Source organism: Rathayibacter agropyri, from assembly GCF_013249015.1.
In the GTDB taxonomy this organism is placed as follows: Bacteria; Actinomycetota; Actinomycetes; order Actinomycetales; family Microbacteriaceae; genus Rathayibacter; species Rathayibacter agropyri.
Genome location: NZ_JABRPL010000008.1, coordinates 25,941 through 47,648, shown reverse-complemented (window position 1 = coordinate 47,648; position 21,708 = coordinate 25,941). Strand labels below are relative to the sequence as shown.

Here is a 21,708-nt window from a genome sequence, read left to right as displayed (position 1 = left end):
CTTCATCATCGTCCCGCGACGCCGAAAGTCCTGACCCCCAAATGGGGTCGTGCAACTCAGGAGGCGTCGCTCGGGCAGTACAGCTGGGTGCGCGGACCGGAGCGGTCGATGACGTGCTCGGACATTGGCTGTCCACAGAGCGGGCAGGCCTGACCGGCGGGCGCCTCCTGCTCGGGCTGATCGTAAGGGCCCAGCGGCGGCGGGCCGATCCAGGGGAAAAGCCGCGCGTTGAAGCGCTGATAGAGGGAGCCGGTCTTCTTCCGCGTCATATCCTTAGTGTACTAAGCATCAGCCCACGAGGAGAGGAAGCCGCTGTGGATCCCGCCGCGCCCACTGCCGCCACACCCGCCGACGCCGACCCGCTCGCCCTGCAGAACCAGGTTTGCTTCTCGCTCGCGGTCGCAGCGCGCACCGTCATCGGCCTCTACCGCCCGGTGCTCGAGCCGCTCGGCCTCACGCATCCGCAGTACCTCGTGATGCTGGCGCTCTGGGAGCACAGTCCGCGCTCGCTGGCCGACCTCAGCATCGCCCTGCGCCTCGAGCCAGCGACCCTCAGTCCCCTGGTCAAACGTTTGGAGGCGGGCGGCCACGTGACCCGCGCCCGGAGCTCCGGCGACGAACGCCGCCTCGATGTCGCCCTCACCGCCTCCGGAGCCGCACTGCGTGAGCAGGCGTTGCAGGTCCCTCCACAGATCCTCGAGCGCCTCGATCTCCCCCTCGACGAGGTGACGGCACTGCGCGACAGCCTCACGCGCCTCGTCGGAGCCGCCATGCAGCCGCCCACCGAACCCGCGGTCTAAGCCTCAGAGCCGGCACCACGGACCCGCCGGGAAAACTCCCGGTCACAGCGCGGGATCAGCCCCCGCTCGGCGCACTCTCGGCCTTCTTGACTGCCCTCCTGCACGGAGTAGTGTCGTCGCACGTGACACACGAGGGTCCCCCGACCGGCGCGGACGGATCGCCGACCGACGCGACCGAGCTGCGCACCGCGAAGCACTTCTTCATCGGGGAGCCGCTGCCGAGCGACAAGCTCGAGGGTCAACTCCTTCAGAAGCGGTTGGCGCTCCCCATCTTCGCGAGCGACCCGCTCTCCTCTGTGGCCTATGCGCCCCAGGAACTGCTGATGATCCTGCTGCTGGGCGGGCTCTCCTTCCTCACGTTCGCGCCCTGGGTCGCGGCCTGCGTCGTCGTCCTGCTCGTCGTCGTGGTGCTCAGCTACCGGCAGTTGATCCGGGCCTACCCCTCGGGAGGCGGCGACTACGAGGTCGCGCGCACCAACATCGGCGAGACGGCCGGCCTCACGGTCGCGTCCGCGCTGCTCGTCGATTACGTTCTGACAGTCGCGGTCTCGGTGGCGTCGGGCGTCGACAACATCATTTCGGCCGTGCCCGAGCTGGCTCCGCTGCGCGTCGAGCTGGCCATCTTCTTCGTCGTGCTCCTCGCGGCGGTCAACCTCCGCGGTGTCTCGGAGTCGAGTCGCGCGTTCGCCGTGCCGACCTACCTCTTCGTCGCGAGCGTTGCCGTCATGGTTGTCGTCGGCCTGGTCCGGACCGCTGTCGGCGACACGCCGGTCGCGGAGTCGGCGGGCTTCACCGTGCAGGGCGAGCAGCTCACCCAGGCGGCCGTCGTGCTCCTCCTGCTGCGCTCCTTCGCCAGCGGCTGCGCGGCGCTCACCGGAGTCGAGGCCATCTCCAACGGCGTCCCCGCCTTCCGCGCACCCAAGGTCAAGAACGCACAGCGCACCCTCGTCGCGATGGGCGTGATCGCGATCACCCTCTTCATCGGACTCACCGCGCTCGCTCTGCTCTCGAACGTGCACTACGCCGAGAACGCCTGCCACCTCGTCGGATTCACCGACTGCGCCACCACACCGCAGCGCTCCGTCATCGCCCAGGTCGCCGCGGCGACCTTCGGCAACAACACAGTCCTGTTCTTCATCATCCAGGCCGCGACCGCCGCCGTCCTACTCCTGGCGGCGAACACCGCCTTCAATGGCTTCCCACTGCTGGGCTCAGTGCTCGCCCGCGACGGCTACGCACCCAAGTCGCTGAACACCCGCGGCGACCGCCTGATCTACTCCAACGGAGTGATCATCCTGGCGCTCGTCGCCGCACTCATCTTGCTCGTCTACCAGGCCTCGCTGACGAGCCTTGTGCAGCTGTACATCATCGGCGTCTTCGTGTCGTTCACCCTCGGGCAGTCGGGCATGGTGAAGCACTGGGTGCGGATGATTCGCTCCGGCGAGGGGTCGCGGACCGTCTCGACGAGCCTTGCGATCAACCTGTTCGGAGCAACACTGACCTTCGCGGTCCTCGTCGTCGTCACGATCACCAAGTTCACCCACGGCGCCTGGCTCGTCTACCTCGTCATGCCGATCCTGGGCTTCCTGATGGCCGGCGTGTACCGCTACTACCGCGACGTCGAGAAAGAGATCGAGGTCGACCCGACCACGACCTTCGGCGCCAACGGCGACCACGCGATCGTGCTCGTAGGCCGGATGAACAAGCCGACTCTGAAGGCGCTCGATTACGCCATCGCCGCGCGGCACGAGACTCTGGAGGCGGTGCACTCCTCCATCGATGACGCCCAGACCGCGCAACTCAAGGCCGACTGGGAACGGATGGACATCCAGGTCCCGCTGCGCTGCGTCGCCTCGCCGTACCGCGACATCTCGTACCCGCTGATCAAGTACATCAAGGCGCACCGGCTCGAACACGGCTCGGAGATCACCACGGTGTACATGCCGCAGTACATCGTCGGGCACTGGTGGGAGGCGTTCCTGCACAACCACAAGTCCCGCCGGATTCGCCAGAAGTTGCTGTTGCTGCACGGCGTGACCGTGGCGCTAGTGCCGTGGCTGCTCGACTCCTCCGAGCTGATCTACGGACGTCGCTCGCGCCCGATCCCGGGGCAGACCCGCCGCGGCGAGCCGGTACGACCGGTGACGCGTCGGCCGATCCCGCCCGCGTCGTCCCTCCCGCAGGGTGCGGCCGGCGAGGGCGCCCCGCGCATCGGCGTGCAGCGGCCGTCGTCCGCTGCCCGCGCCCGCTCGAAGCGCCGCTAACGCCCCGCGCGCGACACTCCACAAGTTGTCGCACTCGAGTTCGAGTGCGACAACTTGTGAACACTCGCAAGACGCCGTCGTCCGCACGCTCCCGCGAATAGCCAAAAGTTGTCGCACTCGGCGCCGAGTGCGACAACTTTTGGCTACTCGACGGCAGTGCGCAGCAGTGCGGGGCCGGAGGTGCGCGGCCCCCGGAACGGGTAGAGGGCCCGCGGCATGTGCCGCGAGCCCCCGGTTTCCCCTTGTGCCTTCCCCCGAAGGCGGCCCGCCCCAACGGGCCGTGTCCGACGTTATCGGGGGACTGCGCATCGACACATCCACCTCGCGACGGATGCTTGTCCTCCACCGAGCGGGGATGCTAATGCCGCTCGCGACTCAGGCCGAGGGCTGACGGACCGTCAGCCGCCACAGCGCGGCGACAGCGACGACCGCGCCTCCCGCACCCGACAGGACGAGGACCGCGGCTCGCACCGCGAGCGAGCGGCACGCACTCCCGAACGGATCGACGTCGGCCCCGGCGAGCATGATCCCTGCGGGGACGACCGCGGCAGCGAGCACCACCGCCCCGGCAACGACCCGCGCCGGCTGGCGTCCATCCGGCTCGAGCGGCTGAGGTCGGCGGCCGACGTACCAGGCCGTCGCGCCGATCCCGAGGCCGAGCAGCCCGAGCATGTCGCCGCCGCACTCAGCCCACTCGTAGCCAACGAACGGCCCGAGCTGCTGCCGCAGCATCGGCACGGCCGAGACGAAGAGGCCGCCCCGACGGGTGAATCCGTCCCCCAGCACGTGACTCGCCGCCCCGATCACAATGCCCACGGCGGCGAGGACGGCCAGCCGCATCCGGGCGCGCATGCCGCTCGGTGGAGGGCACCGCGGGCGGAACCGGGAGCGGACGCGGGCGGGCGCGAGGTCGCGCCACGCCGGAGCGACGAGTGAACTCCAGAGAATGAGGACGAGCAGGCCCAGCAGGAGATCACCGGTGACGACGTCAAGGAGCGAGTGCGTCGACACGTTTGCGGCTCCCAGGGGGAGATAGAGCCCGACGTCCGGCACCATCGCGCCGATGGCGACAGCGGCAGCAGGGATCCGCCCGTTCGAGAACGCGAGCGCGACGACGGCATGGCTCGGTGTGAAGGGCACGACAGGCACGCTAGCTAAACCGTGTCCTCACCCGTCGCCCGGGCACAGAGCGTCGGTCGCCCCTCACCAGCAGCAATCGCCCGGCCCCCTCCCCCTCGGCTGTCGCGCCGGTGGTATCCGCCGTCAGGAGGAGCACGATCCCTGGCACGAAGAACCAGGCCCAGTTCCCACCAACGAGCATCCCGGCGACGAGGTGGAGCCTTCCCCTGGCCCCACTACGCCCGCGCGCCGCTTCCTCGTCGGAAGTCCGGCCCGCTCCCTCCCCGTCCCGCGCCCTCGTCATGCCTCGACGCTAGGGCGAGCATCCCCCGCGCCGCTTCCCCCACCAGAGGGAGCCGACCGCGCCGCTTCCCTCGTTATCCAGAGCCACCCGCGCCGTCTCCCCCGCCAGGGGGAGCCCTACTCGGGGGACTTAGAGCGTGGCGACCGTAGAATCGCACGGAAGTTCGGCCCTCCGGGCCCGGCGATGACGGAACGGAGCGGGTGTGCGGAAGGCGTTCGCGGTCCTCCGCCTGACCCTCGCCGGCCTCGGCGCGGTCGGACTCGTCGGCGACTTCTTCTACACGCTCGGCTTCCGGGCGTTCCAGATCGACAACTTCTTCGCCTACTTCACGACCCAGTCGAACATGGCCGGGGTCATCGTGCTCGGCCTCTCGGGGTTGCTCACCCTGGCGCGCGAGCGGGAGCCGCGCTGGCTCAGCACCGCGCGGGCACTGGTCATCACCTACATGGTCGTCTCGGGAATCGTCTTCGCGCTCATCGCGGTCGAGTCGAACGCCCGCGGTATCCGCGTGGATGTGCCCTGGTCGAGCGCACTGCTGCACTTCATCATCCCGAGCGCCGCGATCCTCGATTGGATCCTCGGGCCGGGTCGGCGTCCCGTCTCCTGGCGTGCAGCCCTCACCGTGTTGGGCTTCCCGATTGTCTGGGGCGTCATCACCCTGGCGCGGGGCGCCCTCATCGGCTGGTACCCGTATTTCTTCCTCGACCCGGCGCAGGTCGACGGTCCGGCGATGTTCGTGCTGTACGACGTGATCGTGCTGACTCTGATCTCGGGCATGGCGGCGTTCGTCCTCGCGCTCGGGCGCGTGCGACCGCTCCGCGCCGAGCCCTCGCCGGACTGGCACGGCCCGCTGGCGAGCCTGCGCGAAGTGGTCAGCCGGGGACGACGGCGAACGGCTCCAGCGCCGCCCGCGCGAGGGTAAGCAGCTCGTCGTCGCTCAGCTCCTGTATCGATAGCGCCTGGTCCGCGCCGACCAACCCGACGAGAACCGCCGCGCCCGTGGACGGCTCAAGGTTCAGCCATTCGGTAATTCCCGCCTCGGAGCCCACGAGCGACCAGCGGGCGGGAGCCGCGGTGTCCCAGAAGGGCGCGTCGAAGCGCAGCCAGAGCGTGTCGACAACTCCCGAGCCGAGTGCGGCGATCGCCGCGCGGTGCGCAAAGGGCAGCGGCGGATCGAACGCGACCGCGTCCGTCTTCAGCACGCCGATCGGCACGGTCACCAGGACACGGTCCGCCGCGAAGGACTCCCCCGTGCCCAGTCGGATGCTTGTTCCGGTCTCCGTGTAGCCGATCCCGCTGACCGCGACGCGCAGCGAGACCGCGACGTCTGTCAGCAGCGTGTCGATCAGCCGCGCGAGCCCGTCGGTGAGCAGTGCGGTGGAGGCATCGTCCGCGTCCTCGGTCACGACGGCGTCGGCGGAGGCATCGCCCAGGCCATACCAGGACGAGAGCTCTTCGGCCGCGGCACCGGTGCGCAGGGCGGCACCACCCGCGAGGAAGGCGGCGACCCGCGCAGCGTCGCCTGAGTCGGCTTCGGCCGGGTTGGGGGCACCGGAGCCGGCGAACGACTCGGCGAGGGACAGGTCCTCTGGCTGCTCCGCTCCCCACCTCAGCGCGCGGGCGAGGGCGTCGGCCGCGGTGGATCCGGTGTCGAGGACGTCGCCGTCCGTGTCGGTCGCGCGATGACTCGACAGGTCGAGCGCTGTCATGACGACTCCCGCGTCGGCGACGCTCTCGCGCAGGGCCGCGCCGGCGCCGGTGAGTGCCCAGGCTCCGCCCTCGACCGCGATCGGCCAGCCGTCGGGTCTCGACGTGGCGATTCGGCCACCGGTACGATCGCGCGCCTCCACGACGGTCACGTCGAAGCCCGCGTCGAGCAGGCGCCGGGCGGCGACGGCTCCGGCGAGCCCAGCGCCGACGATCGCGATCCGCTCGCCTGGGTCGGCAACGGCGGTGATCTCGATCGCCGCCCGCACTCCAGAATTCCACGCCCCCTGGAGCGTGCCGGGGGATACGGTATCGGTCGCCTCCCCCGCGAAGAAGAGGCGGTCGAGCACGGCCGCGCCGAGGTCGCTGCGGTGCTCGGGAGTCGCGCCGACGGGGAGGAAGGAAACGGAGCCGAGCGCGTAGGGATCAGTGCCCCAACTGGTGCGGACGAAGGCGGCAGCCGGCGGAACCGCGGAGGTACTCACCGTGGGCACGGGCGCCTTGGTCACCGAGCGCGACGGCGCCGGACGCGACGGCGTGCACCCGGCAAGCACAACGAGACCGGCTCCCGAGACGGCTCCCGAGAGGAAGAGGCGGCGTCCGATCGTCATCCGGGCCATCCTACGGTCTTGCCCCTCAAGGAGGGGAGCCATCCGCCGCCCTCGTGCCCTGCTTCGGCACGGAAGGCAAGGCCGCGCGGGTGGCGCACGGCGAGTGGTAGGACTGGGACATGAGCAACGACATCCGCGAACTCCCCGAGGGCGAGACGTATCTCGCCCTTTTCCAGGGCGGGCCCTTCGATGGCCAGACCGAGACCCGCGTCAGCACCGACGGGGGGTACGAGAAGGAGGTCGACGTCTACGCCGCCGTCGACGGCCAAGAGACGCACCTCGTCTACACTGCCGTCGCCGCGAAGGAGGTCGGCGAGTCGGTGCACGTGACCTACACGATCGACTCCAGCGACTCCGACCCGATCGAGGACCCGGAGGATCGCGGCGGCGGATTCCAGTAGCGCCCGCATGTCGGATGCCGCCCCTGCCCTGCGCTCTGCAGGGCAGGGGCGGCATCCGCGTCTGGGGACGCGCCACTCGGTGGCCATCCATCCTCCGGCACATAGGCTGATGCTTCCTCACGTCGTTGTGGATCATCCACCGCCGCTGCCCCCTGGAGCCACTGCCTTGCCCGATCCCCTCACCCGCCCGTCACTCCTGCGCGCCGCCGCAGCCCGAGAATGGCTCCGCCAGCGCGGCGGCGACTTCGACCACGACCCCGCATTCACCCTGATCGGCCACGAGGCCGTCGCCGCGGACATCCGACTGTGGCGGATCTGGCACACGTCGGGCTGTGTCCGACTCGAACCCGATGCGTGGGGCGATCCCGCCGCCGTGCTACTCCTGCTCCCGCTCGAGGGCGCGATGACCGTCGCACTCGGAGGGGAACGAGCAATCGTTGGCCGCGGATCCTTCGCCGCCCTGCCCACCGGTTCCGCCGCGTCAATCAGCACCGGTGGGTCGACGGCGCGGCTCTCCCTCCTGGTCCGGCCGTCAGTGCCACCCAGCGGCCTGGTCGTGTCCTCCTCGTCGGCCCTCGGTGTCCTGACGGCGGCGGCGAACGCGATCCTCGAAGCACCGCCCGTCCCGTCCGACCCGGCTGTTCCCGGTCTGCGGACGGCTCTGCAGGGGCTGGCCACCGCCGTTCTCGCCGAGTGAGTACCGAGATCACGGCGACCGTGTCAACCCTCCTCGCCTGACCCATCCGGTCGGTCGTCGTCCTCGAGCATCGAGTGACGCCGAGCGACGGCGCCGGAAGGAGCACGGACCCATGACCGAGATCACCGCCCACCACGGCCTCTTCAAGGACACGAAGCTGCATGTCGACGACACCGGCGGCTCGGGTCGCCCGGTCGTCCTCATCCACGGCTGGCCGCTCTCCGGCGAATCCTGGAAGGAGCAGGTTCCGGCGTGTGCCCAGGCCGGCTACCGCGTCATCACCTACGACCGCCGCGGCTTCGGGCGCAGTGACAAGCCGCTCACCGGGTACACCTACGACACGCTCACGGAGGACCTGCACGCCCTGCTCACCGAGCTCGACCTGCAGAACGTCACTCTCGTTGGCTTCTCGATGGGCGGCGGAGAAGTGGCGCGCTACTTCTCGAAGTACGGGGCCGAGCGCCTGCACAGCGTTGTTTTCGCCTCCGCCGTCCCTCCCTATCTGATGAAGACCAGCGACAACCCGGACGGTCCGCTCGAGAAGTCGCAGGCGGCCGGAATGACGGCCGGGCTCACCAAGAGCCAGGACGACTTCTACGACCAGTTCACCACCGAGTTCTTCTCGGTCAATGGCGAGCTGAAGGTCACTGAAGCGCAGCGCCAGGAGGCGCTCACTCTCGCCAAGCAGTCGTCCAAGGTCGCCGCACTCGCGTGCATGACGGCGTTCGCCAGCACCGATTTCCGCGACGATCTGACTCGCGTCTCGGTCCCGTCGCTCGTCATCCACGGCGACGGCGACGCTACCGTCCCCTTCGAGGGCTCGGGCGCACGCACCCACGCCGCTGTTCCGTCCTCCGAGTTGTACGTCGTCAGCGGAGCCCCCCACGGCGTGAACGTCAGCCACGCCGAGGAGTGGAACCGCGTCGTCCTGGAGTTCCTCGCGAAGTAGGCACTCGCGACGGGGCGCTCCGCTTCGATGGTGGGTCCCGTCGCGCGTTCGACATCGAGGTCAGATGCGCCCGAGGGGCCTATTTCGCACGTGCTGGCGCATCCTGACCTCGGTGACGAACACTCAGGACAGTCGCGTGATAACCGCTCGGGCGATCCGCCGACCTGAGCGGTTGGCTCCGATCGTCGACGCCGTCGGTCCATAGCCGGCGAAGAATACTCGGGGGTCGGTGAGGGAGGCACCGTCCACGACCGCGATCCCGCCCTCGCGCTCTCGCAGGCCGAGCGGGGCGAGGTGCCGCAGTTCGGGCCGGAAGCCGGTCGCCCAAATGATCGCGTCAGCCCGGGTGAAGGAGCCGTCCGGCCAGCGCACTCCGTCCTCCTCGATCGCTGAGAACATGCCGCGCTCGCGCAGCACTCCGCGCTCGATCCCGGCGACGACGCGGCGGGTACGCTGCACACCCGTGCCGCCGACAATGCTCGGGAGGGGCATCCCCGCGCGAGCGGCGCGGTCCTGCTCCGCGACCGCCTCCACCGCGGACTCGAACGCGAGCTGCTCTCCGTCGCGGTAGATCACCGGGCGACGCGTCGCCCACGTGAGCGAACGCGCCACCCGCTCGAGCTCGAGCAGGAACCCGATCGCCGAGGTGCCGCCGCCGACGACCAGCACCTGCTGTCCCGCAAAATCCGCCGCGCGCACGTACTCGGTGGTGTCGATCTGGACCCCGCGGAACCGGTCGCGCCCGGAGTAGTACGGCACGAATGGCGATCCCCACGTGCCCGTCGCATTCACGAGCACTCGCGCCCGCTCGGTCGCGCGGTCGGTCTCGATGACAAGCGGAGAGCCAGTGTCGCCGAATGACGCACTCGTGACACGCCGGACTGCCTCCGGTCGCTGGACCTCGAGGCCGAACTCCTCCTCGTAGCGTCCGTAGTACTCACGGACGACATCCCGCGCCGGACGCCGACGATCCGCGGAGGCGAACGACAGGCCGATGCGCTCCATGCCGGGGAGGTCGTGCACGCGGTGAGCCGAGCCGAGCCTGAGCGCTTCCCAGCGGAATTGCCAGGCGCCGCCCGGCTCCGGCCCACGATCGAGGATCACCAGGTCACGCCCCGGAACAAGACCCAGCCGCTGCAGGTAGTAGGCGACCGAGAGTCCCGCCTGGCCAGCACCGATCACCACGACGGGCCGCGCCTCGAGTGCTCTGTCCACACTGCTCCTGACGCGGTCGGGGACGGACGAACGGCCGCCCGGCAGGCCGTGGCCCGGGGTGGCGTGTTCCCCGTCTGCTAAACTACCGCGTAGATTTGAACTTTCCCTGTCTGCTCTTTTCCCCAGCCGGCTCACCATCCGTCTGGCCTGTCATCGTGAGGGGGTCACCCATGGGGCGCGGCCGTCAAAAGGCGAAGAACACCAAAATCGCCCGTGAGCTGAAATCGTTCAGCCCAGCGGTCGATTACAGTGCGCTCGAGCGCGAGCTCAGCCACCCGGACGAGCCGGACTACTCGAAGTGGATCGACGCTGACGACGAGGGCGACGACGCCGACCTCGTCGAGGAGCCGCACCAGAAGCGTGCCTGATCCGTCGTCTGGGTCGCTCGGACAGAGCGGCCCCGATCTGCGTGACGGCGTGGTCGAACAGCTCTCGTCGCGGATCGCCTACGAGACGCCGTGGATTCGCGTTCGTGAGGACGACGTGCGCTGGCCGAGCGGCAGCCGCGGCGTCTACGCCGTTGTCGAGCGCGACGACTACTCCCTCGTCCTCCCCCGCGAACGCGACGGCTTTTGGCTTGTCGAGCAGTTCCGCTACACGGTCGGACGCCGCGCGTGGGAGTTCCCGGCCGGAGGCTGGCCGCACGGTTCTCCGGGCGGCGATCCTGAGGCTCTCGCCCGGGCGGAGTTACGAGAAGAGACGGGACTGCGCGCCGGGCGGCTGACGCACCTTGGGCGACTCGCCGAGGCTTACGGCTTCGTCTCTCAGTGGGTCGACGTCTTCCTCGCGGAGGAACTCGAGCACGGCGAGCACGAGCGCGAGGACACGGAGCAGGACATGCGGCAGCAGTGGTTCGCCGACCGCGACGTCGCGGCGATGATCCGCTCCGGCGCCATCGCCGAGACCGCAGCCGTCGCCGCACTGGCGCTGTTCTGGCTGGAGCGCGGTCCGACCGGTGAGGCACGTCCTCGCGAGATTCACACCGGCACGCAGAATGTCGGTGGCGCCTGCAAGATGTCGGTGGCGCCTGCAAGACTGGCTGAATGAGTTCTCCCACGCTCTCCCGGCTACCGGTCTGGCAGTCGGAGCGTCGCGGGAGCGACCTCGACGAGGCTCGCGAGTTCTTCGCCGGCTCGTACAACGGGACGGGGTTCCGCGCCGAGCGCACCGCGGTGCCCTTCGGCTACCGCTACACGTCCACAGGTCCGGGCCCGGTGAGCCTGCACTCCGCGTCGTTCCTCGGTGCTGTGCGCGGCACCGTCGATCCGGGCGGCGTCTACGTCGCCCTCTGGCTCAACGAGGGCCGCGCCGCGGTCGACCTCGGCCGGAACGAGCGTCGTCTCGTGGCAGGTCGGCCCGCGATGTTTCCCTCCGGCCGGCCCTTCGGCTTCGAGGCGCTCGAGTACCGGGACGCACTCGTGCACTTCGAGGCCGCGCATCTCGAGCACGTCGCGGCGGAGCTTCACGGCACCGAGCCGGGGCCGCTGAGCTTCGCGGCCCTCGCCCAGGATGCGGCCACCTGGTGGAACGCGATCCGCGTCCTCCGCGACACCCTCGCCGCGACCCGGGCACCGTCGACGCTCCAGCGCGACTCCGCCGCCCGCGTCGCCTCCCTGGCCGTGCTGCACTGCTTCGCTCACCGCATCGCTCCGCTGCCCGCCGCGCCTCCCTCGGTCAGTGCTCGACGCCTGCGCCGCGCGGTCGAGTTCGTCCAGGCCAACGCCGATCTCCCCCTGGGAGTTGCCGACATCGCGGAGGCGGCGGGGCTCACCGTCCGCGGCGTGCAGCTGGCGTTCCAACGTGCGTTCTCCGAGACGCCGCGTCACTACTTGCGCGGGGTGCGCCTCGAGCGCGCGCGTGACGAACTGCTCGCCGGAGCGCCAGGCGGACTCGTCATCGGCGATGTCGCCGCCCGCTGGGGCTTCGTCAGCGGCGGCCGCTTCGCCCAGCACTACGCGGCCCGGTTCGGCGAACTCCCGAGCGAGACGCTGCGCCGCTGATCCGCCGACCGTGAGCCCCACCCCCAAGTCCCGCGCCGGCTCCGGTCGCCGCCCGGTCAGCCCGCGTAGGAGCCGATGAGGCGGACCGCGCCGCCATCGACACCCTTCGCGCCCTGCTCGAACCCGTCGAGTGCCCGCATCACGGTCGAGACCCGGCCTGCGACCCACGCCGGCACGCCTGAGCGCTCGAGCCTCGCGACGACATCCGCTGCGGAAGTGGCAGCGACCACGGCGACCATGCCGATGCCGAGGTTCCAGGTGCCCTCCGTGCTCTCCAGTGTCGCGCCCGACATACCAGCGAGCGCGCGGAACACGTCGGACGGGCTCCAGCTCGAGCGCTCCACCTCAACCCAGGAGCCGCGGGGCAGCACGCGGGCGACGTTCGCCGCGATCCCGCCTCCCGTGACATGGCTGATCGCGTGCACGGCCGAGCCAAGTTCCGCATCATCGAGGACGTCGAGCAGCGGCCGGGTGTAGAGCCTGGTCGGCTCGAGCAGCACCTCGCCGACGACACCGCCCAGCTCGTCGGAGTGGTCGGTGAAGCCGATCCCGCGCTCGGCGAGGATGTGGCGCACCAGCGAGAACCCGTTCGAGTGCAGTCCGGAGGAGGCCATCGCCACCACGAGATCGCCGTCCCGCACACGGTCGGCGCCGCGCACCTGATCCGCCTCGACCGCGCCCACTGCGGCTCCCGCCACGTCGTAGTCGTCGGGCCCAAGCAGGCCAGGATGCTCGGCCGTCTCGCCGCCGACGAGGGCCGTGCCCGTGGCGGAGCACGCGCGCGCGACGCCGGCGACGATGTCGGCGATGCGCGACGGGACGACTTTCCCGCAGGCGATGTAGTCGGTCATGAAGAGAGGACGTGCGCCGACCACCACGATGTCATCGACGACCATCCCCACGAGGTCCTGCCCAATCGTGTCGTGCTTGTCGATCGCCTGCGCGAGCGCCACCTTGGTACCGACGCCGTCGGTCGAGGTCGCGAGCAGCGGTGCGCGGAAATCGCGGAGGAAGGAGACGTCATAGAGGCCGGCAAAACCGCCGACACCGCCCAGGACCCGACCGTCATGCGTCGCGGACACCGCCGTCTTCATCAACTCGACCGCGAGATCCCCCGCCGCCGTGTCGACTCCTGCGCGCGCATAACTGCTCGTCTCATCACTCACCCGACGACCCTACCGACTGCCCGCCTCCCCCTCCCCCTCCCCCTCCCCCTCCCCGCGAAATGTCGCGAGATACCTCCGCCCGGACGAGATCGCCCGCCGCGGCACGGCATCTCGTCCGTTCCCCGCCATCTCGCGAGCCCCGCGCCCCGATGCGGCAGCATCGAGTGCATGACAGTCGAGCGCGTGGGACCGGCAGACGTGGACGAGGTGCGCGCGTTCCTCCGCGCGGCCGACCTGACACTCGCGGGGCTCGACTCCCCCACCGTGCGTCTCTGGCTTGAGCGCGACGACGACGGCCGCGTCGTCGGCAGCACAGGCTGGGAGTCGAGCACCGACGGCCGCCACGCGCTGATCCGGAGCGTCGCCGTCGCACACCGCGGCACTGGAGCGGGGAGCCGCCTCGCCCGGCACGCCCTCGGCGACGCCGCCGCGAGCGGTGTGCGCCGCGCCTGGCTCTTCTCCCGCCGCTCCGGCCCCTTCTGGCAGTCGCTCGGCTTCGCACCCGCCGACCGCGACACGCTCGCCGCCGCGCTCGCCGACACTCACCAGGTCCGCCTCTTCGCGGAGACCGGGCAGCTGGCCCGCGAGATTGCCTGGTCGCTCCCGCTCATCCCTGGCGCGAGGACCGGCTGGGCGATGGAGTCGCAGTGACGCTCCTCCCGGTCGAACCAGGGACCGGCGGCGTGGCCGGCGCACCTCACCCGGGTTCCCACGCGCCCGGGCGGATCCGCCGAGCGCGAGCCATTAGGGGATGCGCTCCCCTCATGTCAGGATGGACCGTCAACCCCCCTGCTATCCCCTTGGGAGCTCCTCCGGCATGTGCGGAATCGTTGGAATCGTCTCCTCCGGGCCGGTCAACCAGTCCATCTACGACAGCCTCTCGCTCCTGCAGCACCGCGGCCAGGACTCGACCGGCATCGCGACGGCCGACGGCAACACGCTCCACATCAAGAAGGCTGCGGGGCAGGTCCGCGAAGCGTTCCGCACCCGCGACATGCGCTCGCTGCTCGGCACGATGGGCCTCGGTCACGTCCGCTACGCGACGAAGGGCAACGCCGAGCGCGAGGAGGAGGCGCAGCCGTTCTACGTGAACGCGCCATACGGCATCATCCTCGTGCACAACGGCAACCTCACGAACACCCGCGAGCTCACCGAGGAACTCTTCCGCGTCGACCGTCGCCACCTCAACACCACCTCCGACACCGAGCTACTGGTGAACGTGCTCGCGAACGAGCTCCAGGCCTCGATGTCGGGCCGCGACCTGGACGCCGACGAGGTGTTCGACGCCGTCGCCCGCGTGCACGAGCGCGTCGAGGGCTCTTACGCCACCATCGCGCTGATCGCCGGAGTCGGGCTGCTCGCCTTTCGCGACCCCTTCGGCATCCGTCCGCTCATCGTCGGCCGCCGCAGCAACACCGGCGCGCCGGACGACTGGGTGGTCGCCTCCGAGTCGCTCGTGCTCGAGGCGCAGGGCTTCGAGATCGTGCGCGATGTCGCCCCGGGCGAGGCCGTCTTCCTCACGTCCGACGGGCAGATGGCGAGCCGCCAGTGCGCGAAGGACCCGCGGCTCATCCCGTGCTCGTTCGAGTACGTCTATCTCGCGCGTCCCGACTCCGTCATGTCCGGAATCTCGGTCTATGAGGCGCGCCTGCGCCTAGGCGACCGCCTCGCCGGCACCGTCGCCCAGTACACCCCGAGCGGAGCGATCGACGTCGTCATGCCGATCCCCGACTCCTCCCGCCCCGCCGCGATGCAGGTGGCGCAGAAGCTCGGGATCGAGTACCGCGAGGGCTTCTACAAGAACCGCTACGTCGGGCGGACGTTCATCATGCCGGGGCAGGCGGTCCGCAAGAAGTCGGTGCGGCAAAAGCTGAACGCAATGTCGAGCGAGTTCGCGGGAAAGAACGTCTTGATCGTCGACGACTCGATCGTGCGCGGCACGACCTCGAAGGAGATCGTCGAGATGGCGCGCGCGGCCGGCGCGAACACGGTGACCTTCGCCTCCGCGGCGCCGCCCGTACGCTACCCGCACGTCTACGGGATCAACATGCCCTCACGCCAGGAGCTGGTGGCCCACAACCGCCCGATCCCCGAGATCGCGGAGGCGATCGGCGCCGACCACCTGATTTACCAGGAGGTCGCCGATATGAAGGCGGCGATCCTCGAGGGTTCGACGGTGACCGACCTCGAGACGAGCTGCTTCACCGGCGAGTACATCACCGGCAGCGTCACCCCCGAATACCTCGACTGGGTGGAGCGCACGCAGCTGAGCTGATCGCCCCCGGAGGCGCGACGTGATCTGGGCCGGGCGGGTCAGCACCTGCTCGGGAGCGTCGCAGGGCGCGTCAGAGAGGAGCTCATTGTCTGCGGTTCCTGCCACTATGGGCGTGCGGCGCCGGGCGTGCGATGCAGGAGGGGTCGCAACTTTGCCGTACATTGACGCGCATGCAAAACTTGCCTGAGCGTCACAAAACCCCAGGTCAGATGTACTTGTACTACCTAATTCAGCGCTGGCACCAGAGCTTCCGTTGATGGTCGCTCCAGTGCGAAGTCAAGTTAATGCTGTGCGGGCGGGCGGCCTATCTGCAGCCGGGGCGGTGTTCTGCGGGGCTGTCCTGGTGCTCTTTTATGCAATCCTCGCGCTCCGCATCACCCTGCCCGCGGGCACAAGCGAACTAGGTGTGCCTGGCATTCTCGCCGCATTGGGTCTATTTGGCGTAGCCTTGGGTGGGTTTTTCTGGACAGCTGCAACGCTGCGAAGGCATGGCGTAACCCGCACCTACTGGTCGTTCCCGGTGCTGGCCGTCGCCGGGGCCGGGTTGAATATCGCGCAGGTCACGCTGTTGAATGGTCCGTATGGTCAGTGGCTTTCTGGAGCCCCGTGGCCGGTCGTGATCTGCCTATGGTCTGGGCCGTCGATTCCTGCGGGGCTGGCTCTTCTGGCTACGTATCTTGTGCTGCGCTCTCGACGCTCAAACGGATAGGAGTTGCAGTATGGATTCAAGTAGGGAGATGGCTTAGTGGCTGTGACGCGCCTCAGAAGAAGCCAGGTACTGTGCCGGCGTTCTGGGACTGGCTGGACCACGGACACTCTGCAGGGCTCCTCTGCAGCATCGACAAGATTGCGGACGAACTGAAGGCGATGGCGGACGAACTGTCGACGTGGGCGGGCGGTCGTGGCCCGATGTTCCTTCAGATGGACCAGGCGTCACTACCGAGCCTTGCGGCAGTCTCAGTCTGGGCGAACAGCTCGAATTTCACTCCGGCCGCCATAAGCCAGTTCCTCAGTGTCGGGGACTTCCAGCTCGTGGCGTACGCCCACGCGCATGACCACACCGTTGTAACCCACGAAAAGGCGGAACCGAAAGCAACTCGGAAGATCAAGATCCCGGACGCCTGTGCCGCTATGGGTGTCCCGTGCATCGACCCCTTCACGATGCTCCGGGCGGAGAGCGTCCGCTTCGTTTTGCCCGGGGTATCAACGGCCTGAGCTTCCCTCTGGATAAGTTCTGCAGCGTGACCGTCTCCTCGGGAACGATGAAGAGTGACGATCTCGATCCGAGTCCTCTGTGATCGAGATAGGCGCCGACCCCGCGGCGCATCCACTCAAGGCGGCGATCATCACCGGCAGCGTCACCCCCAAATACCTCGACTGGGTGGAGCGCACGCAGCTGAGCTGATCGCTGAGCGAGCGAGGGCTGCACACAGACACAGGCGGCACGCAACCGCTGCCGGGGATCGGCGGTCCGCTCCATGATCGGAGCGTGCGCGATCGGCGCGCATCCAGACGAGGAGTTCCCGTGTTCTACCGCATTCTGCCGTTCCTGCTCACGTATATCGCACGCCGCGTCTCGAAGACGCAGAAGGCGAAGCGGGTAGCGGGCGGACGCTCCGGCGCGAGCACCCGCCGTCGCGCGTCGCGCCGGGGCCGCTGAGGCTCGAGGCGGCGGTCCGGGAGGTTTAGTCGCGCTCGGACGGAGTCGCCGCGTCGCCCTCGTCGGTGATCGGAGCCGCCGACTCCACCCGCTCCGCCGGCTCCTCACGCTCGACGATTCGCTCCGCTGTCGTGCGCACCACTCGCCGACCGACGACACGGTCGAGCAGCACCACGACGAGACCCGCGAGTGCGCCGAACAGCGTGACGAAGAGCAGCAGGCTGAAGCCGAAGACCTGACCTCGCGAGAACCCCTCGGTCTCGGGGAGCGCGAAGGTCAACACGAAGGCGACGATCGCGCCGAGCCCGGCACCGAGCGCCAGGATGCGCCACACGCGCGGGGAGCGCCGAACGTCCACCTCCTCACGGGAGACCTCAGGGCGCGGCGAGGAGTCGAGCGGATCGGTCATTCGTCCATTCTCTCCCGCTCGGGCACGGGCAACGAATTCCCTGAGCCGGCCCGCGAAAGGCTCACAGCGCGTGGACGAGCCGAGCCGCCTGCGCGCGCAGCTCGCGGACGACGGTGCGGACCGAGAGCCGCTCCGCCCGGTCCGGCCGCATCAGCGCGACGATGTGCCGCACCGAGTTCACCCCGCGCAGCGGCTTCACGACGACGCCCACGCCTCCCGCCGTATACCGCGGCAGCACTGCGATTCCCAGGCCGGCCGCGACGAACGCCTCCGTGACGCGCGTGGAGGCGAAGCGCTGCTCCACCCTGACCGCCTCACCCGACGCGGTCTCGATGTCCTGCATGACACGCTCGAAGGGGAAGCCGTCCGGGACACCGATCCAGGTCTCGCCGACCAGGTCAGCCGCCGACACGGTCGCGCGGTCGGCGAGGCGGTGACCGACCGGCAGCCCGATGTCGAGCGGCTCGACCATCAGCTCGGCCATCGCCAGCCCGCGGCCAGCCCAGGCGCTCCGGCCCGTGGGTGAGTGGGCGAGGACGATGTCGAAGTCGGCAGTGAGATCGGCGAACTCGTCGGTGCCGGGATCGGCGTCCTCGCACTGCACGACGAGTCCCTCCACGCTGCGCAGCGCGACGAGGGCGTTCGGGAGGAGCATCTGCCCGGCGGTCGGGAACGTCGCGATCGTCACTTCGCCGATCGGGTTGTTCTTGAACGTCTGCCAGACCGCGTCCGCCCGTTCGAGCGCAATGGCGATCTCGGTGGCGCTGCGGGCCAGCTCCCGTCCCGCCGCGGTGAGCACGACCCCCCGTCCCGACCGCTCGATCAGCGGCACGCCCGCCTCGCGCTCGAGCACCTTGAGCTGCTGCGAGACCGCGGAGGGGGTGCGGTGGGTCGCCTCCGCGACCGCGGTGATCGAGCGGCGCATCGAGAGTTCTCTGAGCAGTTCCAATCGACGCACGTCCATGTAGGAACGCTACACGTCAACTCAAGAACAGTTCGGTTGTCCTAAGGAACGCGCGGGCTGATAGTAGACGTTGTACCCAGCATCCCGGCGGATGGTCTGATCGCCGCCGCAACGAAAGGCAGAACACTCATGAGCATCGCAATCCTCGTCGTCCTCAGTGGCCTCGCCGCATGGGGCACGGTGTCAACGGTGCTCGTCGCCCGCCGCGACGGCTACCGTCAGGTCCCCGCGCAGCACTGAGCCCCGCGCTCGGCGACAGCACCTCATCGCGTTCCGACGCCGTCTCCCTGGGGAGGCGGCGTTCTCGCGTTTCCGGTGGTCGGTGCACGAAGGGCCCCCGACCGGAGTCGAGGGCCCTTCGTCGTGCACGTGCTACTTCGAAGCGGTCCGGCGACGCAGTCGCGCCACCGTCATGCCTAGCCCGAGCAGGAGGGCCGCGATCCCGGCGGCGAACGCGGGCGTCGCGTCGACCCCGGTCTCGGCGAGGTGGTGCGTCGATCCGCCAGACGCCACCGGCACGGCCGGGACGGTGGTCACGGGGTTCGTCGGTACCGCGGTCTCGACCGGATCCGGGGCGGGCGCAGCCGCGGCACCCTCGGCGACCGTGAGAGTGGAGCGAACCGAGACGCCGGTCGTCGGCAGCGAGAACCGCAGCTCGTGCTCGCCGGCGGTGAGTCCGACCGTCGAGAAGCTCACGGCAGCCAGGCCCTGCTCGTCCGTCGTCGACACGACACTGTGGTCGATCGCGGCACTGGCGACCTGCGTTCCGTCGATCAGCACCTGCACCTCGTCGTCATGGACGGCGGAGTTGTTCACATCGAGCGAGGACAGGCTGTACGAGAGCGTGTCGTCGCCCTCGGCGCTGGTCTCGGTCACACCGATCGAGCGCGTGGCGGGGTCGGGCGAGACCGGCGAAAACGCAGCCATGTACTCGGTGAATGCGTTCAGGTCGACGCGGCCGGAGTCGGCCTTGTCGGCGCCGTTCGCCAGTTCGGTGAAGCTGTCGCCGCCGGCCGCGAGGAACGAGTTAGCAACGACCTTGAAGGTCTGGTCGTCGGTGATCCGCTCGCCCTGGAAGAAGACGCCGGTGATGTGCGATCCGACCGCGGCGGCCGGGTCGTAGGTGTACGACAGGCCGGCCGAGATGCCGAGGTGCAACTCCGGTCGCGTCTTGCCCGGCTGCCACTGCTGCTCCAGCACCGTCCTGATCTGGGCGCCAGTCAGCGTCTGGGTGACGAGGGTGTTGGCGAAGGGCTGGACGACCGCCGCCTCCTTGTAGGTGACGTTGCCGTCGGCGTCATTCGCACCGCTCGAGGCGAAGAGGATGTCCTGGCGCATGCCGCCCGGATTCATGAAGGCAATCTGCGTGCCGAGGTCGGCCTGCGTGGCCCAGAGCTGGGCGTCGGCGACCAGGTTGCCGATCGTCGACTCGGCTCCGCGGTTCTCGGAGCCGTCGGACTGCACGCCGCGGCGCAGATCGGCGGTGACGGAGCCGATCGAGACCGCGCCCTTCACCTCCGCCACCGCGACCGCGTCGGCAACCAGCGCAGCGACGTCGCGCCCGACCGGAGTCGAGTCGGCGGCGTAGCGGGGCTGGTACACGGTCGAGACGACACCGGTCTTCGGGTCGGTCACCTGAACCGGGGTCAGCGTGTCGATGAGTTCCGAGGTCACGGAGACGAGATCACCACCGGACGGGTCGACGGTGATGGCGAGGTGCCCGAGGTGGTTGCCGTACTGTCCGGCCTGCACGACCGGGAGCGTCTTGCCGCTGGGGAGGGTCACGACCTGGCTGTAGGCCTGGTGGGTGTGGCCCGACACGATTCCGGCGACCTGGTCGCCGATCCCGTCGACGATCGCACCGAACGTGCTACCGGCGTCGGTGAAGTCAGCGTCCGCGGTCTCGGCGCCCTCGTGCACGACGGCAACCACGACGTCGGCCTCCAGGTTCTTCTGCGCCGCCGGCACGGAGGAGTCGGCGGAGTCGTCGATGCCGTCGCGCAGGCGCGCAGCCTCGGCGTTCACCGAGTCAACGACCGGGGCGACGTCGAGGGTCGCGATGCCGTCCGGGCTGACGAGGTCGGGCAGGCTCGCAGTGGTCGCACCGACGAAACCGACGGTCACGCCGTCGAAGTCCTGGACGAACGAGGGGGCGTAGGCGTGCTCACCGGTGCCCTTCTCGAGGAGGTTCGAGGAGAAGTAGTCGAAGTCGGCGCGCGGGATGATCCGGTCGTCGAGGTCTGTGCGGGTCTTGTCGAACTCGTGGTTACCCACGGCCGAGGCCGAGACGCCCATCAAGTTCAGCGCGTCGATGCTCGGGTCATCGTTCTGCACCAGCGAGGTGAAGGTCGAGGCACCGACATTGTCGCCCGCGGACAGGAGCATCGAACCGGTGGGGTTCCCGGCCGAGAGGGTGGCGTACGCGGAGGCGAGTGACGCGGCGCCGGGCACGCTGCCGTCGATGCTCGAGCCGGCCGACGCCTCGAGGCGACCGTGGAAGTCGTTCATCGTGTACACGTCGATGACGCGCTCGTCGGCCGCCGAGGCGGGGGCTGCTCCGAGCAAGGCCGCAGCCGCGACGACGCCGACAATCGCGGCGGAGAGAGAACGGGAGTGGCCGGGGCGGCCGGAGGCAGAGCTTCGCATCTGGTGGAGTACTCCAAGCATCGAGCGCACGATCCGAAGGCGATTCGTGCCGCGTGAGGGGGATATTCCCAGACAACCCGACGGCGCACCCCAGGTCAAACTGTGCGGCGTCAGATCGTCACGGCGTTTACGAGAAGTTAACTCGGCGCCAACCCCGTGGTTCGGAGGATCGGCAGGAACGGCGAGAGGTCGGCGCGGACCCCCGACGCGTGGATCCGCCCGCTCGCGAGGCCCTCGCTCCACGGGAGAGCGCCGGTGGCGAGCGGGAGCCAGGTCGCCGCGTCCATCTCGATCACGTTCGGCGGCGTGCCGCGGGTGTGGCCTGGTCCTTCGACGCACTGCGCGGCCCCGAACGGGGGCACGCGCACCTCGACGCTACGCCCCGGAACGGTCGTCTCGATGATCTGCAACAGGAACCGCACGGCAACCGCCGTCGTGTTCCGGTCCGCTCCACCGGCGAGCGCCGCCCGCACCGCCGCCTGTCCGCCCGCCTCATCAATCCTGCCCTTAGCCACCCCCCT

The 21,708-nt window shown here is 69.4% G+C and carries 22 protein-coding genes; 13 read left to right on the top strand and 9 right to left on the bottom strand.

The window, feature by feature from the left end; translation table 11 throughout:
- Positions 1–56: 56 nt before the first annotated feature.
- Positions 57–269, bottom strand: a complete 213-nt coding sequence (locus HRF29_RS13960; RefSeq protein ID WP_173249451.1) for a hypothetical protein — start codon at positions 267–269, stop codon at positions 57–59.
- A 45-nt stretch (positions 270–314) separates the two neighbouring features.
- On the opposite strand from HRF29_RS13960, the gene HRF29_RS13955 reads away from it, so the two are divergent.
- A complete protein-coding gene (locus tag HRF29_RS13955; protein ID WP_173249450.1) occupies positions 315–800 on the top strand; it encodes a transcriptional regulator, SarA/Rot family in 486 nt (161 codons plus the stop codon).
- Positions 801–979: 179 nt separating this feature from the next.
- On the top strand, positions 980–3,064 hold the full coding sequence (locus HRF29_RS13950) for an APC family permease (protein ID WP_173249460.1): 2,085 nt from the start codon (positions 980–982) through the stop codon (positions 3,062–3,064).
- Between the two features lie 375 nt (positions 3,065–3,439).
- Here HRF29_RS13950 and HRF29_RS13945 read toward each other — a convergent pair whose 3' ends face one another.
- The gene (locus tag HRF29_RS13945) at positions 3,440–4,204 is read right to left on the bottom strand and encodes a DUF4184 family protein (RefSeq protein ID WP_173249449.1); all 765 of its coding nucleotides are present in this window, start codon (positions 4,202–4,204) and stop codon (positions 3,440–3,442) included.
- Between the two features lie 485 nt (positions 4,205–4,689).
- Here HRF29_RS13945 and HRF29_RS13940 point away from each other — a divergent pair, with 485 nt between their 5' ends.
- A complete protein-coding gene (locus tag HRF29_RS13940) occupies positions 4,690–5,409 on the top strand; it encodes a Pr6Pr family membrane protein (RefSeq protein WP_173249448.1) in 720 nt (239 codons plus the stop codon).
- Here HRF29_RS13940 and HRF29_RS13935 read toward each other — a convergent pair.
- On the bottom strand, positions 5,360–6,805 hold the full coding sequence (locus HRF29_RS13935; protein ID WP_173249447.1) for an NAD(P)/FAD-dependent oxidoreductase: 1,446 nt from the start codon (positions 6,803–6,805) through the stop codon (positions 5,360–5,362). The two genes, HRF29_RS13940 and HRF29_RS13935, sit on opposite strands and share 50 nt — an antisense overlap.
- A 119-nt stretch (positions 6,806–6,924) precedes the next feature.
- Between HRF29_RS13935 and HRF29_RS13930 the strand changes: the two genes are divergently transcribed.
- From HRF29_RS13930 to HRF29_RS13920, 3 genes are all read left to right on the top strand, one after another.
- Positions 6,925–7,206, top strand: a complete 282-nt coding sequence (locus tag HRF29_RS13930; RefSeq protein WP_173249446.1) for an oligoribonuclease — start codon at positions 6,925–6,927, stop codon at positions 7,204–7,206.
- Between the two features lie 166 nt (positions 7,207–7,372).
- Positions 7,373–7,903: a cupin domain-containing protein gene (locus HRF29_RS13925; protein WP_173249445.1), complete on the top strand. Its 531-nt coding sequence runs from the start codon at positions 7,373–7,375 to the stop codon at positions 7,901–7,903.
- 112 nt (positions 7,904–8,015) lie between these two features.
- A complete protein-coding gene (locus HRF29_RS13920; protein ID WP_173249444.1) occupies positions 8,016–8,852 on the top strand; it encodes an alpha/beta fold hydrolase in 837 nt (278 codons plus the stop codon).
- A 123-nt stretch (positions 8,853–8,975) separates the two neighbouring features.
- On the opposite strand, the gene HRF29_RS13915 is transcribed toward HRF29_RS13920, so the two are convergent.
- Complete coding sequence (locus HRF29_RS13915; RefSeq protein WP_343043754.1) at positions 8,976–10,067, bottom strand: FAD-dependent oxidoreductase; 1,092 nt, start codon at positions 10,065–10,067, stop codon at positions 8,976–8,978.
- A 170-nt stretch (positions 10,068–10,237) separates the two neighbouring features.
- On the opposite strand from HRF29_RS13915, the gene HRF29_RS13910 reads away from it, so the two are divergent.
- The 3 genes from HRF29_RS13910 to HRF29_RS13900 are packed head-to-tail and all read left to right on the top strand — an operon-like array spanning position 10,238 to position 12,067.
- Complete coding sequence (locus HRF29_RS13910; RefSeq protein WP_173249442.1) at positions 10,238–10,435, top strand: DUF3073 domain-containing protein; 198 nt, start codon at positions 10,238–10,240, stop codon at positions 10,433–10,435.
- On the top strand, positions 10,428–11,114 hold the full coding sequence (locus HRF29_RS13905; protein WP_343043753.1) for an NUDIX domain-containing protein: 687 nt from the start codon (positions 10,428–10,430) through the stop codon (positions 11,112–11,114). Before HRF29_RS13910 ends, HRF29_RS13905 begins: the two co-directional genes overlap by 8 nt.
- Positions 11,111–12,067, top strand: coding sequence for an AraC family transcriptional regulator (locus HRF29_RS13900; RefSeq protein ID WP_173249441.1), 957 nt, complete (start codon positions 11,111–11,113; stop codon positions 12,065–12,067). Before HRF29_RS13905 ends, HRF29_RS13900 begins: the two co-directional genes overlap by 4 nt.
- Before the next feature lie 56 nt (positions 12,068–12,123).
- Here HRF29_RS13900 and purM read toward each other — a convergent pair whose 3' ends face one another.
- Entirely contained in the window at positions 12,124–13,233 is a 1,110-nt protein-coding gene (gene purM / locus HRF29_RS13895) for a phosphoribosylformylglycinamidine cyclo-ligase (RefSeq protein ID WP_173249440.1), read from the bottom strand.
- A gap of 168 nt (positions 13,234–13,401) precedes the next feature.
- Between purM and HRF29_RS13890 the strand changes: the two genes are divergently transcribed.
- The 4 genes from HRF29_RS13890 to HRF29_RS15240 all read left to right on the top strand — a co-directional run bounded on the left by HRF29_RS13890 (position 13,402) and on the right by HRF29_RS15240 (position 17,168).
- Positions 13,402–13,884: a GNAT family N-acetyltransferase gene (locus HRF29_RS13890; RefSeq protein WP_173249439.1), complete on the top strand. Its 483-nt coding sequence runs from the start codon at positions 13,402–13,404 to the stop codon at positions 13,882–13,884.
- Between the two features lie 166 nt (positions 13,885–14,050).
- Positions 14,051–15,508 (top strand): amidophosphoribosyltransferase, encoded by a 1,458-nt coding sequence (gene purF / locus HRF29_RS13885; protein ID WP_173249438.1) that lies wholly within the window; start codon positions 14,051–14,053, stop codon positions 15,506–15,508.
- Positions 15,509–16,288: 780 nt separating this feature from the next.
- Positions 16,289–16,723, top strand: a complete 435-nt coding sequence (locus tag HRF29_RS13880) for a DUF4411 family protein (RefSeq protein WP_173249437.1) — start codon at positions 16,289–16,291, stop codon at positions 16,721–16,723.
- Positions 16,724–17,033: 310 nt separating this feature from the next.
- The gene (locus HRF29_RS15240) at positions 17,034–17,168 is read left to right on the top strand and encodes a hypothetical protein (protein ID WP_281357350.1); all 135 of its coding nucleotides are present in this window, start codon (positions 17,034–17,036) and stop codon (positions 17,166–17,168) included.
- A gap of 25 nt (positions 17,169–17,193) precedes the next feature.
- Here the strand turns inward: HRF29_RS15240 and HRF29_RS13875 are convergent, their stop codons facing one another.
- The 4 genes from HRF29_RS13875 to HRF29_RS13860 all read right to left on the bottom strand — a co-directional run bounded on the left by HRF29_RS13875 (position 17,194) and on the right by HRF29_RS13860 (position 21,702).
- Positions 17,194–17,577, bottom strand: a complete 384-nt coding sequence (locus HRF29_RS13875) for a hypothetical protein (RefSeq protein ID WP_173249436.1) — start codon at positions 17,575–17,577, stop codon at positions 17,194–17,196.
- Positions 17,578–17,638: 61 nt separating this feature from the next.
- Positions 17,639–18,541: a LysR family transcriptional regulator gene (locus HRF29_RS13870; RefSeq protein WP_104266007.1), complete on the bottom strand. Its 903-nt coding sequence runs from the start codon at positions 18,539–18,541 to the stop codon at positions 17,639–17,641.
- A gap of 372 nt (positions 18,542–18,913) precedes the next feature.
- Positions 18,914–21,187 (bottom strand): bifunctional metallophosphatase/5'-nucleotidase, encoded by a 2,274-nt coding sequence (locus HRF29_RS13865; protein WP_173249435.1) that lies wholly within the window; start codon positions 21,185–21,187, stop codon positions 18,914–18,916.
- A gap of 137 nt (positions 21,188–21,324) precedes the next feature.
- Positions 21,325–21,702, bottom strand: coding sequence for a sterol carrier family protein (locus HRF29_RS13860; RefSeq protein WP_173249434.1), 378 nt, complete (start codon positions 21,700–21,702; stop codon positions 21,325–21,327).
- Positions 21,703–21,708 lie beyond the last annotated feature (6 nt).

What these genes read in the sequence shown, in the direction of transcription:
- HRF29_RS13910 (WP_173249442.1), top strand. Translation starts at nt 10,238, where the DNA reads ATGGGGCGCGGCCGTCAAAAGGCGAAGAACACCAAAATCGCCCGTGAG.
- HRF29_RS13935 (WP_173249447.1), bottom strand. Translation starts at nt 6,805, where the DNA reads ATGACGATCGGACGCCGCCTCTTCCTCTCGGGAGCCGTCTCGGGAGCC.
- purF (WP_173249438.1), top strand. Translation starts at nt 14,051, where the DNA reads ATGTGCGGAATCGTTGGAATCGTCTCCTCCGGGCCGGTCAACCAGTCC.
- HRF29_RS13960 (WP_173249451.1), bottom strand. Translation starts at nt 269, where the DNA reads ATGACGCGGAAGAAGACCGGCTCCCTCTATCAGCGCTTCAACGCGCGG.
- HRF29_RS13870 (WP_104266007.1), bottom strand. Translation starts at nt 18,541, where the DNA reads ATGGACGTGCGTCGATTGGAACTGCTCAGAGAACTCTCGATGCGCCGC.
- HRF29_RS13920 (WP_173249444.1), top strand. Translation starts at nt 8,016, where the DNA reads ATGACCGAGATCACCGCCCACCACGGCCTCTTCAAGGACACGAAGCTG.
- HRF29_RS13930 (WP_173249446.1), top strand. Translation starts at nt 6,925, where the DNA reads ATGAGCAACGACATCCGCGAACTCCCCGAGGGCGAGACGTATCTCGCC.
- HRF29_RS13890 (WP_173249439.1), top strand. Translation starts at nt 13,402, where the DNA reads ATGACAGTCGAGCGCGTGGGACCGGCAGACGTGGACGAGGTGCGCGCG.
- HRF29_RS13875 (WP_173249436.1), bottom strand. Translation starts at nt 17,577, where the DNA reads ATGACCGATCCGCTCGACTCCTCGCCGCGCCCTGAGGTCTCCCGTGAG.
- HRF29_RS13865 (WP_173249435.1), bottom strand. Translation starts at nt 21,187, where the DNA reads ATGCGAAGCTCTGCCTCCGGCCGCCCCGGCCACTCCCGTTCTCTCTCC.
- HRF29_RS13900 (WP_173249441.1), top strand. Translation starts at nt 11,111, where the DNA reads ATGAGTTCTCCCACGCTCTCCCGGCTACCGGTCTGGCAGTCGGAGCGT.